Annotated in this window: 13 protein-coding genes; 7 read left to right on the plus strand and 6 right to left on the minus strand. The window is 73.5% G+C overall.

The features are described from left to right. Positions 1–90: 90 nt before the first annotated feature. Positions 91–1920 carry a 3-hydroxyacyl-CoA dehydrogenase family protein gene (locus tag AB852_RS19980; RefSeq protein ID WP_073790248.1) on the minus strand — a complete coding sequence of 610 codons (1830 nt, stop codon included), beginning with the start codon at positions 1918–1920 and terminating at the stop codon, positions 91–93. 1070 nt (positions 1921–2990) lie between these two features. On the opposite strand from AB852_RS19980, the gene AB852_RS19985 reads away from it, so the two are divergent. Further along, positions 2991–3557, plus strand: a complete 567-nt coding sequence (locus AB852_RS19985) for a HEAT repeat domain-containing protein (protein ID WP_073790250.1) — start codon at positions 2991–2993, stop codon at positions 3555–3557. A gap of 42 nt (positions 3558–3599) precedes the next feature. On the opposite strand, the gene AB852_RS19990 is transcribed toward AB852_RS19985, so the two are convergent. The 3 genes from AB852_RS19990 to AB852_RS20000 all read right to left on the minus strand — a co-directional run bounded on the left by AB852_RS19990 (position 3600) and on the right by AB852_RS20000 (position 6941). Beyond that, positions 3600–4010 carry a RidA family protein gene (locus AB852_RS19990; RefSeq protein WP_073790252.1) on the minus strand — a complete coding sequence of 137 codons (411 nt, stop codon included), beginning with the start codon at positions 4008–4010 and terminating at the stop codon, positions 3600–3602. A 137-nt stretch (positions 4011–4147) separates the two neighbouring features. Next, positions 4148–5725, minus strand: a complete 1578-nt coding sequence (locus AB852_RS19995; RefSeq protein ID WP_073790254.1) for an alpha/beta hydrolase — start codon at positions 5723–5725, stop codon at positions 4148–4150. A gap of 172 nt (positions 5726–5897) precedes the next feature. Continuing rightward, positions 5898–6941, minus strand: a complete 1044-nt coding sequence (locus AB852_RS20000; protein ID WP_073790257.1) for an Rv2578c family radical SAM protein — start codon at positions 6939–6941, stop codon at positions 5898–5900. 210 nt (positions 6942–7151) lie between these two features. Between AB852_RS20000 and AB852_RS20005 the strand changes: the two genes are divergently transcribed. Further along, complete coding sequence (locus AB852_RS20005; RefSeq protein WP_073790260.1) at positions 7152–7616, plus strand: SRPBCC family protein; 465 nt, start codon at positions 7152–7154, stop codon at positions 7614–7616. Between the two features lie 192 nt (positions 7617–7808). Here AB852_RS20005 and AB852_RS20010 read toward each other — a convergent pair whose 3' ends face one another. Continuing rightward, positions 7809–8306 (minus strand): MarR family winged helix-turn-helix transcriptional regulator, encoded by a 498-nt coding sequence (locus tag AB852_RS20010; protein WP_073790262.1) that lies wholly within the window; start codon positions 8304–8306, stop codon positions 7809–7811. A gap of 135 nt (positions 8307–8441) precedes the next feature. Here AB852_RS20010 and AB852_RS20015 point away from each other — a divergent pair, with 135 nt between their 5' ends. Beyond that, positions 8442–9086: an NAD(P)-dependent oxidoreductase gene (locus tag AB852_RS20015; protein ID WP_073790265.1), complete on the plus strand. Its 645-nt coding sequence runs from the start codon at positions 8442–8444 to the stop codon at positions 9084–9086. A 192-nt stretch (positions 9087–9278) separates the two neighbouring features. Here the strand turns inward: AB852_RS20015 and AB852_RS20020 are convergent, their stop codons facing one another. Then, on the minus strand, positions 9279–10439 hold the full coding sequence (locus AB852_RS20020) for an esterase-like activity of phytase family protein (protein WP_073790540.1): 1161 nt from the start codon (positions 10437–10439) through the stop codon (positions 9279–9281). 327 nt (positions 10440–10766) lie between these two features. On the opposite strand from AB852_RS20020, the gene AB852_RS20025 reads away from it, so the two are divergent. From AB852_RS20025 to AB852_RS20045, 4 genes are all read left to right on the plus strand, one after another. Continuing rightward, the gene (locus AB852_RS20025; protein ID WP_073790268.1) at positions 10767–11600 is read left to right on the plus strand and encodes a M55 family metallopeptidase; all 834 of its coding nucleotides are present in this window, start codon (positions 10767–10769) and stop codon (positions 11598–11600) included. Further along, positions 11593–13023: a M20/M25/M40 family metallo-hydrolase gene (locus AB852_RS20030; protein ID WP_079184777.1), complete on the plus strand. Its 1431-nt coding sequence runs from the start codon at positions 11593–11595 to the stop codon at positions 13021–13023. The genes AB852_RS20025 and AB852_RS20030 overlap by 8 nt, the downstream gene beginning before the upstream one ends. A gap of 4 nt (positions 13024–13027) precedes the next feature. After that, the gene (locus tag AB852_RS40890; RefSeq protein WP_245876841.1) at positions 13028–14182 is read left to right on the plus strand and encodes a S66 peptidase family protein; all 1155 of its coding nucleotides are present in this window, start codon (positions 13028–13030) and stop codon (positions 14180–14182) included. Between the two features lie 146 nt (positions 14183–14328). Beyond that, the gene (locus AB852_RS20045; protein ID WP_073790271.1) at positions 14329–14577 is read left to right on the plus strand and encodes a LapA family protein; all 249 of its coding nucleotides are present in this window, start codon (positions 14329–14331) and stop codon (positions 14575–14577) included. The last annotated feature ends 386 nt before the right edge of the window (positions 14578–14963 follow it).

Below are 14963 nucleotides of genomic sequence, written 5' to 3' on the forward strand. Positions count from 1 at the left end.
GGGCTCCTCCCCGGGGCTGCGGCGACGGGTACCGGGACGGACTGCCACGGGCCGGGCGGCCCGCCCCGGCCCGTGGCCGCGCCCGGCGGGTCAGCGGCGGGCATGTTCGCGGAAGCCGCGGCCCGTCTTGCGGCCGAGGCATCCGGCGGCGACCAGATGCTCCAGCAGCGGCGCGGGCGCGAGCCCGGGGTCACGGAACTCGCGGTGCAGCACCTTCTCGATGGCCAGTGACACATCCAGCCCGACCACGTCGAGGAGTTCGAAGGGGCCCATCGGGTAGCCGCCGCCGAGCCGCATCGCGGCGTCGATGTCGTCGAGCGTCGCGTAGTGCTCCTGGACCATCTTGACGGCGTTGTTGAGGTACGGGAACAGCAGCGCGTTCACGATGAACCCGGCGCGGTCGCCGCAGTCGACGGGGTGCTTGCGGATCGTCGCGCAGACCTCGCGGACCGTCGCGTGGACCTCGTCGGAGGTGAGCACGGTCCGCACGACCTCGACCAGTTTCATCGCGGGCGCCGGGTTGAAGAAGTGCATCCCCACCACGTCCTCCGGGCGGGAGGTGGCACGGGCGCAGGCGACGACGGGCAGCGACGAGGTGGTGGTGGCGAGGACCGCGCCCGGCTTGCACACCTCGTCCAGCGCGGCGAACAACCGCCGCTTGACCTCCAGGTCCTCGGCGACGGCCTCGATCGCCAGATCGACCCCGGCGAACGCGTCGTACGTCCCGGCGGGCGTGATCCGGTCCAGCGCCCCGGCGGCGGCCCCGGCGCTCATCCGGCCCCGGTCCACCGACCGGGCCAGCGACTTGCCGATCCGCGCCTTCGCGATGTCGGCCTTCTCCTGGCCCCGGGCCGCGAGCACCACCTGGTACCCGGCCTTCGCGAAGACCTCCGCGATCCCCGAGGCCATCGTCCCGGACCCGGCGACCCCCACCGAACGCACCTCGCGCCCGGGGACGGCGGACGCCCCGCCCCGGCCGGGCGTGAGCGCGTCGGGCACCACCGCGGCGCTGTCCGGCTCCTCGTACGTGTAGAAACCGCGGCCCGCCTTGCGGCCGGTCAGCCCCGCCGCGGCGAGATGCCCCAGGATCGGCGCGGGGGCGTGCAGCCGGTCGTGGGAGGCCGCGTACATCGCGTCGAGCACGGTGCGGGCGGTGTCGATCCCGATCATGTCGAGCAGGGCGAGCGGCCCCATCGGCAGTCCGCACCCCAGCCGCATCGCCGCGTCGATGTCCTCACGGCTCGCGTACTTCGCCTCGTACATCGCCGCGGCCTGGTTGAGATAGCCGAACAGCAGCCCGTCCGCGACGAACCCGGGCCGGTCGCCCACGGCGACGGGCTCCTTGCCGAGTTCGACGGCGAGGTCCGTGACGGCGGCGACCGCCTCCGGTGACGTGAGCACCGAGGACACCACCTCGACCAGTCGCATCGCGGGCGCCGGGTTGAAGAAGTGCAGCCCGAGGACGCGTTCGGGGCGGGCGGACTCGGCGGCCAGCCGGGTCACGGACAACGCGTTGGTGCCGGTCGCGAGGATGGTGTCGGGGCGCACGATCGCGTCGAGCTCCCGTATCACCCGCTGCTTGGCCGCATAGGACTCGGGGACCACCTCGATCACGAGATCCGCGTCGGCCACCGCCCGCAGATCGGTGGTGGCGCGGAACCGGGCCAGCGCCCCGGCGCGTTCGGCCTCGGTGAGCCGCCCGCGGCGCACCGCGTGGGCGGTGGCCGCCTCCAGGGCGCTGACGGCGCGCGCGGCGGCCGGTTCGGTGAGGTCCACACCGATGACCTCACGGCCGGCGCGGGTCAGCACCTCGGCGATACCGGTGCCCATCGTGCCGAGGCCGATCACGGCGACGGTACGCAGGGGACCGGGTGACGGTGCGGAGGGGGAGAGGGACGGCGGGGACAGGGGAGCGGCCATCGCGGGACTCCAAGGGTACGAGTGACGGCTGACGGGCGCGGGGTCGCCGTACCTGGTACGGGCGCCGTGCGCGCGGGAGTTGCTGGGGTGGCCGGGCCGCCGCGCTCGGCGGCCCGCGCGGGTCGCGTGCAGCGGACCCGGTGGGGAAGCGACGCGCCCTGTCCCGAGCCGCGTCGTGCGAAGATGCCCCGGTAACCGGTGTCGCCACCGGACCGAACTGCGCTCCCTGCGGCTGCGTCACCAGGCCGTCGGGAGGAGTGCCGCGGGAGGTTGTCCCGCTCGCCCGAGCTTAACCGGCCAGTAACAACCGCGCCAGCCCCCCGCCCCACGGGTCGCCTTCGCTTGCGCCTCCGGGTGCCGCCCCCCGCTGCCGCTCCTCGACTGCGGCCCGGTTCTCGCCCTCGCGCAGTTCCCCGCGCCCCGGGGTCTGCGGTCCTGCCCGTACCTGTTCCGGTGCGCGTTGCCCGTGGGTGCGCAGTTCCCCGCGCCCCTTCAGGGCACCCCCTGTTGCCTCCCGCAGCAGAGCGGCTGCGGGAGGCGAGAGCCCAAAGGAGCGCGAGAAACCGCGCACCCCGTGAGTACCCGCACAGGAACAGGTGCGCCCAGGAGTGGAACCCCAGGGGCGCGAGGAACTGCGCACCCACGTCCGTACCCGCACGGGAACAGGTACGTCCAGGAATGGAACCCCAGGGGCGCGAGGAACTGCGCACCCCGTGAGTGCCCGCGCAGGAGCAGGTACGTCCAGGAGTGTGCCCCAAAGGGGCGCGGGGAACTGCGCACCCACGTCCGTACCCGCAGGGGAACAGGTACGCCCAGGAATGGAACCCCAGGGGCGCGAGGAACCGCGCACCCCGTGAATACCCGCACAGGAACAGGTACGCCCAGAGGTGTGCCCCAAAGGGGCGCGGGGAACTGCGCACCCACGGGCAACCCGCACAGGAACAAGTACGCCCAGAGGTGGAACCCCAGGAGCGCGAGGAACCGCGCACCCACAGGCGGCCCGCCGCATCGCGCAGAGGCGGGGGACCCGAACAGCCAAAGGCCCAGCGCCGGCGTCTACGCTCTGGCGCATGGACGAACAGTTGCGCACCGTGACGGATCGCTTACGGAAGGAGTCCGGCGCGTCCGACGAGTTCCAGCGGATCGCGGACACCCGGGACCCGGAGGCGCTCGCCGCCGTACTGACCGCCGCGGGCCACCCGCTCTGGGCCCGTGAACTGGCCGCCTTCCGGCTCGGCACCGCGGGGGACCGCCGCGCCTTCGAGGCCCTGGTGCTGCTCCTCAACCACCGTGACCCGGCCCGCGGCGCCGCCGCCGCGACCGCGCTGGCCCGGCTCGCCGACCCCCGCACGGCCCGCGCCGCCGCCGCGCTCGCCACCAACGAGCTGCGCGCCGCGTACGCGCTCCACCCCGTACGCCTGCTGGTCGAGTTGCGCGCCCCCGAGTCCGCGCCCGCGCTGATCACCGCGCTGGAACGCCGTCTGACCACCCACGATCCGTATCACCGGCTCGCCCTGGCCTGCGTGGAGGGACTGGGCGAGCTGGGCGACCCCCGGGCCCGCCCGGTGCTGCGGGCGGCCGGTGCCCACCCGGGGCTGGCGGAAGCGGCAGGGCGCGCGCTCTCCCGGCTGGCGTAGCGGCCGGGTCGCGCGGGACGGGGGACGGGCCGCCGGCACCCGTCAGCGGCCGTCCTCCGGAACGATCGCGTACGCCTCGATCTCCATCAGGAACTCCGGACCCACCAGCGCACCGACCTGGACGGCCGAACTCGCGGGCAGCCGGGCCGGGTCGAGGAAGTCGCCGCGTACCTCCCGTACGGCGGCCAGATTCCTGATGTCCGTGACGAAGTACGTCAGCTTGACCACGTCGTCGAAGCCCGCGCCCGCAGCCGCGAGACAGCGGCCGAGGTTGGTGAAGACCTGCCGGGCCTGGGCCGCCGGGTCACCGGCGCCGACGAGCTTCCCGTCCTCGTCCAGGGCGAGCTGCCCGGAGATCGCGACGAAGCGGCCGGTGCCGAGGACCACATGGGTGTAGGCGGTGGCGGGGAAGACCCCGTCGGGCGCGGGAACATGGGTGAGATGGCTGCTCATGGCACCCATCCTCGCCCACGGCCCCGTCTTCGCCCAGGGCCACCTTCCCCACCCCCCCACGGCCTCACCGGTGGCCGCGGGGGCCGGGCTCCTCGCGGAACCCGGCCCCTGCCCCCGTGGCCGTCCGCCCGCTCCGGTCAGCCGCCGAAGGCGAGCGTGCCGTGCGGGGACATGCTCCGGCCGGTGGCGACCCGGCCGCGGGGGAACGGCCGGGGCTCGGGGAGCCGGTCGCACACCGCGTCGGGACCCGGACCCGTACCGCTCGGCACCTGGCCCGTCGCGAGATAGTCGGTCAGATACCGGTCGAGACAGTCGTTCCCGCTCAGCGTCACCCCGTGGTTCCCGCCGCCCCGCTCCACCACCAGCCGGGAGCCGCGCAGCTTGTCCCGGGTGGCCACCGCGCCCTCGTAGGGGGTCGCGGCGTCCTCCGTCGCCTGGAACAGCAGCACCGGCGGCAGCTTGCCGTTCGAGACATTGGGCGGGGTCAGCGGCGCGGTGGGCCAGAACGCGCAGGGGGCGTTGAACCAGGCGTTGTTCCAGGTGGAGAACGGTGCCTTCGCGTGGACGCGCCGGTTGTCGGCCCGCCAGTCGTCCAGGTCGCGCGGCCACCAGGAGTCCCGGCACTGCACCGCCGTGTAGACGCTGTAGCCGTTGCCGTCGTCGGAGGCGCCGAACGTCTCGTACGCGCTGACCAGCGCCTGCTCGTCCCGCTCGGTGGCGTACGCGGCGAACGCCTCGGCGAGGTGCGGCCAGTAGCCGTCGGCGTAGGCGCCGGGCAGGAATGTGTCCTCCAGCTCCGCCCCGCCGACCGTGCCGCCCGCCGGGTCCCGGGTCACGGCCGCGCGCATCGCGTACCACCGCTCCTCGACCCGGGCGGGGTCGGTGCCGAGGCCGTACGCCTCGTCATGACGTGCGACCCAGGCCAGGAACGCCTGGTGCCGGGAGTGGAAGGCGTGGTCCTGGCGCAGATTGGACTCGTACCAGACGCCGTTCGGGTCGACGACCGAGTCGAGGACCATCCGGCGCACCCGGTGCGGATACAGCTTGCCGTACACCGCGCCGAGGTAGGTGCCGTACGAGTAGCCGAGGAAATTGATCTGCCGGGCGCCGAGCGCGGCGCGGATCGCGTCCATGTCCCGGACCGTGCTCACGGTGTCGATGTACGGGAGCACGTCAGCGTACTTCTCACCGCAGGCCCGTGCGAAGTCGCGCGCCCGCTCGATGTTGTCCCGCTCGATCGCGTCGGTGGTGGGCACGCTGGGCGGGCGTACCGGGTCGGCGTGGCCCGGCAGACAGTCCAGCGCGGGGGTGCTCCGGCCGACCCCGCGCGGATCGAAGCCGATCACGTCGTACTGCGCGGCCACCTCCTTCGGCAGCGCCCCCGCGACGAACCGGGCGAGCCCGAGACCGCTGCCGCCGGGGCCGCCCGGATTCACCAGGAGCGGCCCCTGGGAGATCCGGGCGGTGTGCGGGACGCGGTTCAGGGCGAGGGTGATCCGTCTGCCGTCGGGGCGGTCGTGGTCCAGCGGCACCTTGAGCGAGGCGCACTGGAGGGTCGGCCGGGCCTCCGTGGCGCACGGCTTCCACACCGGCGCCGCCGCCGGGCGCGCGGTGTCCACGGGTACGGCGTCGGCGGTCGCGGGCCGCGGCACGGCCGTGATCATCCCGGCCACCGCCGCGGCGGCACCGCACAGCGCCGCTGCGCGTTTCTTCATGGGGCCTCCGTCAGGAACGGGTACGGGGCCGTGGGCCCACGACCCCCGCGCGGCATCGTCGCCGAAGGGCCGTCCACGAGGGCCGGTTCGGCACCCGTGTTGACGTATCCGACCCGATCGGGTGGGGCCGTCCACCGGGGACGGAGTCAGGAGGCCGCCGCGCGGCCGGTGCTCAGAGCAGGGTGAGCTGGGTCGGGCCGGGTTCCGGTCGGGCGGCGGGCCCGGGCGGCGGCCCGGCACGGTGACCGGTGCCCGCGCCGCTCGGGCCGATGCCGAACTCCTCGGCCAGTTCATGGACCTGGCGGGTGATCCGCCGCTGGTACCACTTCGGGGCGTACGAGCCCTCCGCGTAGAGCCGTTCGTAGCGTCCCACCAGCCCCGGGTGGTGATGGGCGAGCCAGGCCATGAACCACTCGCGCGCGCCCGGCCGCAGATGCAGTACCAGCGGGGTCACGGAGGTCGCCCCGGCCTCGGCGACTGCCCGGACCGTCTCCCGCAGTTGCTCGGGGCGGTCTCCGAGGAAGGGCACCACCGGGGCCATCAGCACCCCGCAGCCGATGCCGTGCGAGCCGAGGGCGCGGACCACGTCCAGCCGCCGGTGCGGGGCGGGTGTGCCCGGTTCCAGGGTCCGCCACAGGGCGGGGTCGGTGAAGCCGACGGACACCGAGACGCCGACCCGGGTCACCTCGGCGGCCTGGCGCAGCAGATCGAGGTCGCGCAGGATCAGGGTGCCCTTGGTGAGGATCGAGAAGGGGTTCGCGTGGTCGCGCAGCGCCGCGAGGATGCCCGGCATCAACCTGTACCGGCCCTCGGCGCGCTGATAGCAATCCACATTGGTGCCCATCGCCACATGCTCGCCCTGCCAGCGGCGCGAGCCGAGCTGGCGCCGCAGCAGCTCCGGCGCGTTCACCTTCACGACGATCTGGCTGTCGAAGCCGAGACCGGTGTCGAGGTCCAGATAGCTGTGCGACTTGCGGGCGAAACAGTAGACGCAGGCGTGGGTGCACCCGCGGTATGGGTTCACCGTCCACTCGAACGGCAGCCGGGAGGCACCCGGCACCCGGTTCAGGATCGACCGGGCGTGTATCTCGTGGAAGGTGACCCCGCGGAACTCCGGGGAGTCGAACGTCCTGGTGGTGACCGAGTCCGCGTCGAACAGGGCGGGGGCGGGATCCGGTCGGTCACCGGGCCCGGTGGTGAGGTTCTCCCAGCGCATGACGTCTCCTCGGTAGCACTGGGTACAGAATAGAACACATGTTCCCTTGATCGTGCGAACCGGACCCGGCGAGTCCCCGGCGGCCGGGCCGGGCGGACCGGGGGCCGGGTAACGGTGTGACGTGAACCATGACCCCGATTTGGGGGGCCGAGCACCGGGGTGGTTGGCTTTCCGCGGACCGTTGTAAGAACAAGCCTTGGAGGAAGTGCAATGGCGCAGGTCGAGGCCACCACGGAGCGGATCATCGCGGCGAACCCCGACGACGTCTTCGACGCGCTGGCGGATTACTCCGGCACCCGCGCGAAGCTGCTGCCCGAGCACTTCAGCGAGTACGAGGTGCGCGAGGGCGGCGACGGCGAGGGCACGCTCGTCCACTGGCGGCTCCAGGCCACCAGCAAGCGGGTCCGAGACTGTCTGCTGGAGGTCACCGAGCCCAACAGCGGGGAGCTGAGCAACGGCGAACTCGTCGAGAAGGACCGCAACTCCTCCATGGTCACCACCTGGCGGGTCAGGCCCGACGAGGAGGGCAAGGCCAGGGTCACCGTCACCTCCACCTGGCAGGGCGCGACGGGTATCGGCGGCTTCTTCGAGCGGACCTTCGCTCCCAAGGGCCTCGCCCGGATCTACGACCTGGTGCTCGACCGGCTCGCCACGGAGATGGAGAACAAGGCGTAGCAAGGAGGCGCCGCCACCGTCCGACGGCGGTGAGCGCCGCGCTGACCGCTCCGGGTGGCCGCGCCCGTCCGCCCCGCTGCCCGTGACGATCCTCCGGCCGCCGGCCTCGCCCGTTCCGGGCGGGCGGCGGCCGTTCGCCGTGCCCGCCCGTGTCCGTCGCCCGGAGTGGGAGGGGTGGTCCCGGCGGTCGTCTCAGCGGGGTACGTCCCCGAGGCCGGTCAGCAGCTCCCGCAGCAGATCCGCCAGCCGCCCCTGGTCAGGTCCGGAGAGGCCGGTGAGAAGCCGGGCCTCGTTGGCGACATGCCCTTCCAGGGCGGCCTCGACGGTCCGGTGGCCCTCCTCGGTGAGGGTGATCAGCAGACTCCGGCGGTTGTCCGGGTCGGTCTCCCGGGTGACCAGCTCCCTGGCGACCAGCCGGTTGAGACGGTTGGTCATCGCCCCCGACGTGATCATCGACGCCGCGCTGAGCGCACCCGCGGTGAGGCGGTACGGGGACCCCGAGCGCAGCAGGGTCGCCAGGATGTCGAACTCCCACAGTTGCAGCCCGTGCGTGGCGAAGTAGTCGGCCAGCTCGCGTTCGAGCAGCCGGGCCGCGCGTTGGACGCGCCCCACGACGCCCATCGGTGAGGCGTCGAGGCCGGGCTTCTCGGTCCGCCACTGCTCCAGTACCCGGTCCACGTTGTCGCCCATACGCCACCCCTTCCCTTGATTGCTTTACGTTGAACTGTTTGACGTGAAGGTAGCAGGGTCGTAGTCTCCTTTGCGTCGAACAGTTCAACGTCAAGCAATTCCGGGCGGGGAGCCCGGACAGGGGAGGGGAACGCCATGCGCATCACCGTCTTCGGGGCCGCGGGCAACGCGGGGAGCCGGATCGTCAACGAGGCGCTGGGCCGGGGGCACGAGGTCACCGCCGTGGTGCGGGACGCGGCGAGGTTCGCGGGACTGCCCGCCCTGGCCGGTCACCGGGTCGGGGACGCGGCCGACCCGGAGGACGTGCGGCGCCTCGCGGCCGGGCAGGACGTCGTGATCACCGCGACACGTCCGCCCCGGGGACGGGAACATGAACTCGCCTCGGCGGCACGCGGGTTGCTCGCGGGACTCGCGGGCAGCGGGGTGCGGCTGCTCGTCGTCGGCGGGGCGGGCAGTCTGACCGTGCCGGGCTCCGGCGGCCGGCTGCTGGTGGACGACCCGGCCTATGTCCCCGCCGGGTGGCGTGACATCGCGCTCGGCGGCGTCGGGCAGCTGGACGTCTTCCGGGCGGAGGAGGAGGTCGACTGGGCGTATGTGAGTCCGCCCGCGGTCCTGGAGCCCGGGACACGGACCGGGCGGTACCGGCTCGGCCGGGACGAGTTGCTCGTCGGGGCCGACGGGACGTCGATGATCTCCATGGAGGATCTCGCGGTGGCACTGGTCGACGAGGCCGAGGCGGGGAGATTCCGGCGGGAGAGGTTCACGGTGGTCACGGCGTGACCGCGCCGGGCTCCGGGCCCGCCCCTGTGCCGGTCCTCGCGTGGGTGTACGGGGTTCCCCCCGCGCCCCGGGGTCGTCATGTGCTGCCGCACTCGTCCGTGTTGGGGTGTGCGTGGCTCGGGGTGAACGGGCCGCGGCGCGTGGCCGGGGCCCGTTCACCCCGTTCTCAGTGGGGTGGCCGCTACCGGCCGCTCATCGGACGGCGAGTGCGACGAACCGGGTGACCTCCTCCGGGGAGAAGTTGTCGTCGCTGACCAGCAGCAGGGTGCGTTCGCCGTTCGGCAGGGTCGGACCCCAGGTCATGCCCTCGGTGTTCTCGATGGTGGACACGCCCAGGTCATGGAAGTCCGCGACCAGCTTCTTGCGCATCGGTACGACGGGCCGCCCGGCGAGGGAGTCCACGCTCCGCACATCGGTCGCGCCCCGCGTGGTGGCGTCGAAGACACGGATCTTGTAGCCCGACCCCGCCACCCAGGTGCGTTCGAGGACGAGATAGCGGCCGGGGTCCCCGGGGAACGCGAGGATCGCGGGCACGCCGGTGTCCGGGGCCCACGGGCTCGACGGGTCGGACTCGGCGAAGATCTTCTCCAGCGGATAGGCGAACTGGCCCAGCACCGCGCCCCGTCGGCTCTGCTGGGTGACGCGGATCAGGGCGCCGGTGTCCAGGGTGGGCTCCGGGCCGTCCTGGAGCAGCGGACCCTCGACGGCGCTGGTCAGTACGGTGCTTCCCGCGCCGAACGTGATCGCCTCCACCGCCTTGTTCCGCCGCGGGCCCCGCTCGCCGGTGGTGAACGCGTAGTTGGACGGCAGGGCCAACCGGCCGCGGTGGGCACCGGAGCGGTTGGCGAACTGCACCGACGGCTGGACCAGCGGGGCACCCGCCGCACTCGGCCGATCGCCCTCCTGCGCCCACCAGTACCGGCAGCTCAGCGGGTCGACACGCACCTCCTCCGGGTCCACGGCCTTGCCGTCGCCCGCGCTCGGCGGCGGGTAGACCGTCCCGTCCGGCTGACGGAACGGACGGGTGCCCGTGAAGTCGACGGAGCGCACCCCGGTGCCGTCCACCTTGATCCGGGCGGTGTAGAAGCGCGCGGGCTGGAGGTTCGAGCGGTCGTCGCTGACCATGACGTACTCGCCCGTGCACGGGTCGCGGTCGATGCCGGACAGTCCGCCGACCGTCGTGTCACGGAAGGCGAGTTTGTGGGGGACGGTCGCCTCGCCCAGCAGCCGGGCCTTCGCACCGATGGGGGCGCGGGCGGCCGTGTCGCCCGACTGGGCCGCCACCGCGGGGGTCATCGTCGTGGCCAGCGCGAGGGCGGCGGCGCACGCTCGGCGGATCAAGGGAGATTTCATGCAGTCGATCTTGGCCTGGCGGATGTAGGAGGCGCAGTCACCCATACGTGTGACGCGGCGTGGGTTTCGTGCGGTTCCCTGTGCGATCGGCAGCTGATGCCGTGTTTGTTCCGGACGCGGCACCTACGGCCGGGCGTTCGCGGGGAGGAGCGCCCCCGGAGGGCGCCGGGAGCCGCCCGGAACCCGCCGGTACCCGCACCGGGCCGGGTCGGCCCACATGGAGCACCGGCCGCAGGACCGGACCGGTGAACCCGGCAGTCGGCTCCTGGCCCACCCGCGCCCCGGCGCGTACCGTGACAGCCAGTGGCGAGCAGGGAGGAGCCGGGCTTGAAGATCCTCATCAGCGCCGACATGGAGGGCGCCACCGGAGTGACCTGGCCCGCCGACGTGCTGCCCGGCACCCCCGAGTGGCAGCGCTGCCGCTCGATGTTCACCTCCGACGTGAACGCCGCCGCGCTCGGCTTCCTCGACGGCGGAGCCGACTCCGTCCTCGTCAACGAGGCCCACTGGACCATGCGCAACCTGCTCCTCGAACAGCTCGACGAACGCGTCGAGATGATCACGGGGCGGCACAAGACGCTGTCGATGGTCGAGGGCGTCCAGCACGGTGACATCGACGGCATCGCCTTCGTCGGCTACCACACCGGAGCCGGGATGGAAGGCGTCCTCGCGCACACCTATCTCGCCAACTCCCTCACCGGCGTCTGGCTCAACGGCGCCCGCGCCAGCGAGGGGCTGCTCAACGCGACGGTCGTCGCCGAGTACGGCGTGCCCGTCGTCCTCGTCACCGGGGACGACCTCACCTGCGAGGACGCCCTCGGCTACGCTCCCGGCGCGGTCAAGGTCGCCGTCAAGGACCATGTCTCGCGGTACGCAGCCACCTGCCGCACCCCCGCCCGCACCGCCTCCGCCATCCGGTCCGCGGCGAAGGAGGCGACGGCCCTCGCGGAGCGCCACGCCCCGGTGTCCGACGGCCCGTTCACGGTCGAGATGGAGTTCGACGCGGAACATCTCGTCCTCGCGTGCACCGTCGTGCCCGGGGTGGCCCGCACCGGTGAACGCCGTGCCGCCTACACCAGCGGCACCATGTACGACGGCATCCGCACCTTCAAGGCGGTCACCACGATCGTCTCGTCCGCGGTGGAGGAACAGTATGGGTGACAGCACACGGACCCGCGACGGCCACGACCCCCGCCCCCGGTACGACGCCGCACCGGGCGACGACCGCACCGGCACCGGGGACCCGTCCGGCACCGGCGACCGGTCCGGTGTCGACGGTCAGGCCCTGGACGAGGTGGTGCGGTTCACGTCCGACCTGATCCGTATCGACACCAGCAACAGGGGCGACGGCGAGTGCCGGGAACGGCCCGCCGCCGAGTACGCCGCCGCGCTCCTCGCCGAAGCCGGACTCGAACCCGCCCTGCTGGAACGCACCCCCGGCCGCACCAACGTCGTCGCCCGCTGCCCCGGCTCCGACCCCGCCGCCCCCGCCCTGCTGCTCCACGGCCATCTCGACGTCGTCCCCGCGCAGCCCGGCGAATGGAGCGTGCACCCCTTCTCCGGGGAGATCCGCGACGGACTGGTGTGGGGCCGGGGCGCGGTCGACATGAAGGACATGGACGCGATGATCCTCGCGACCGTGCGGTACTGGGCGCGTACCGGTCTGCGGCCCCGCCGGGACATCGTCGTCGCGTTCACCGCCGACGAGGAGGCCAGCGCCGCCGACGGTGCCGCGTTCCTCGCCGACCGGCACGCGGCGCTCTTCGAGGGCTGCACCGAGGGCATCGGCGAATGCGGCGGATACACCTTCCACGACGGACGCGGCACCCGGATCTACCCGATCGCCGCCGGGGAGCGCGGCACCGCCTGGATCAGGCTCACCGCGCGCGGCCGGGCGGGGCACGGCTCCAAGATCAACCACACCAACGCCGTGACCCGGCTCGCCGCCGCGATTGCCCGGATCGGTGACCACCGCTGGCCGGTCCGGCTCACCCCCACCGTCCAGGCGTCCCTCGCCGCCCTCGGCCGGCTCTACGGTCTCACCGCCGACCCGTACGCCCCCGGGTTCGACGTGGACGCCTACCTGGACGGACTGGGACCCGCCGCCGCCCTCGTCGCGCCGACCGTCCGCAACAGCGCCAACCCCACCGTCCTGAAGGCCGGTTACAAGGTCAACGTCATCCCCGGCGAGGCCACCGCCCTGGTCGACGGGCGCTGTCTGCCCGGCGGCGAGGACGAGTTCCGCGAAACCCTCGACCGGCTCACCGGCCCCGATGTCGACTGGGAGTTCGAGCACCGGGAGATCCCGCTGGAGTCCCCGCTCGCCACCCCGACCTGGGACCGGATGTGCGCGTCCCTCGCGGAGTTCGCCCCCGAGGGCCGGATCGTGCCGTTCTCCATGTCCGGCGGCACCGACGCGAAGCACTTCTCCCGGCTCGGCGTCACCGGCTACGGCTTCACCCCGCTGCGGCTGCCCGAGGGCATCGACTACGGGGAGATGTTCCACGGAGTGGACGAACGGGTCCCCGTGGACGCCCTCCACTTCGGGGTGCGCGTCCTCGACCGCTTCCTGCGTACGGTCTGATCCCGTGCCCGACGCCGCATCCCCACCTGCCCGGGACCGCGCCCTGGTGCCACTGGCCCGGCCGCCCCGGCTGCGGCCCGGGGTCCGCGTCGCGGTCGTCGCGCCCAGCGGGCCGGTACCCGCCGACCGGCTCCGGGCGGGGCTCGGGATCCTGCGCGGCTGGGGACTCGAACCCGTCGTCGCGGACCATGTCCTCGCCGGGCACCCCCGGTTCGGCCATCTCGCGGCCACCGACGCCCAGCGGGCCGCCGACCTCCAGGACGCGTGGTGCGACCCGTCCGTCGCCGCGGTGTTCTGCGCCCGGGGCGGATACGGCGCCCAGCGGATGGCCGACCTCGTGGACTGGGACGCGGTACGGGCCGCCGGGCCCAAGGTGTTCGTCGGGTTCAGCGACATCACCGCTCTGCACGAGGCGTTCGCCGTCCGCGCGGGGTTCGCCACCCTGCACGGCCCGATGATCGCGACCGCCGACTTCCTCGGCCCGGACACCCCCGACGGCCCGGAATCCCCCGACGGCCCGGATGCCCCCACCGGTACGGATTCCCCCGACGGCGCGTACGGCCCCGGCCGGGTGGTCCCGGGCGCCGCGACCGACTCCGCCCCCGCCCCCGCCGCCTCCGCGTCCACCGCCGCCGCCTCGGCCGTGGGCGCCGCCGCCGGGCAGCGCACCCGCACCCGCACCCGCGCCCGGGACCATCTGCGTGCCACGCTCTTCGACCCCGGCAGCGTCCGCACGCTCACCGTCGGACGTCCCCTCTTCCCCGGCCGGGCCGAGGGAATCACCTTCGGCGGCTGTCTCTCCGTCCTCGCCGCCGAGGTCGGCACCCCCGGCGCCCGCCCCGCCGCGCGGGGCGCGCTGCTGTGCCTGGAGGACGTGGGGGAGGAGCCGTACCGGCTCGACCGGTATCTCACCCAGCTGCTGCGCTCCGGCCGGTTCGACGGGGTCACGGGCGTCCTTCTCGGCTCCTGGCGGGACTGCGGGCCCTATCCGCAGGTCCGCGAGGTACTGGCCGAGCGGCTGGCCGGACTGCGGGTCCCGGTCCTCGAAGAGGCGGGCTTCGGGCACAACACCGGGGCGCTCACCGTGCCGCTGGGCGCCCACGCCGTACTGGACGCCGACGCGGGGACCCTGACCCTCACCCGTCCCGCCCTGTCCTGACACCCTCGCCCTTCGCGCGCCCGTGACCCAGGGTGCACCCGCCGGGGCCATGGGTGAGCGGGGCCGGGCTCGCCGTGCGATCGGCCGGGACGGTGCCCATGCTGGTGGGGGGAGGACCGGACCTACCGCGCGGGAAGGGTGACGGCATGAGCCCGAGGACCACCACGAGCAGCAGCGGGAAACGCTCCGTCAGCGACTACACGACCCCCGGCCGGATCGTCGTCATCGTCCTGGCCGTCCTCACCCTGATCTTCATCGTCGAGAACACCCACGACACCAAGATCCGGCTGATCATCCCCGAGGTCGTCATGCCGCTGTGGCTGGCGCTGCTCGCGATGTGGGTGATCGGCGCGGTGTGCGGGGCGTACGTGATGCGCCGCCGCGCCCGCCGCTGACCCCGGCAGCCGCACACCCGCAGCCGACCCCTGGCTCCGGGCCCCTGCCGCGCTCGCCGCTGACCCCGGCCCCCGTGCCTACGGCCCGCCCCCGCAACGCCGTTGGAGCCGGTCCGGCACCGGCGAGGACGATGTGATGCGACGGATCGCGGTCGTGCGTGCCTTCACCCCGGGCCCGCGCCCGCCCGCCCCCGTTACCGCCCCCACCGTCCCGGTCGCCGACGCCTTCCCGTCCCGCGGCCGACCGTACCCCCGGCGGTATGAGGCGAAAGTGACACCGGGAACCCCTGGTCAGCGGGGCCGTCACACGGTTCCATGGTCATCGTGACGAAGGGCAAGCGAACGGCGACACCAGGGGCCCGCACGGCCCCGGGCGCCACAGGGAT

This window comes from Streptomyces uncialis, assembly GCF_001905345.1.
Lineage (GTDB): Bacteria > Actinomycetota > Actinomycetes > Streptomycetales > Streptomycetaceae > Streptomyces > Streptomyces uncialis.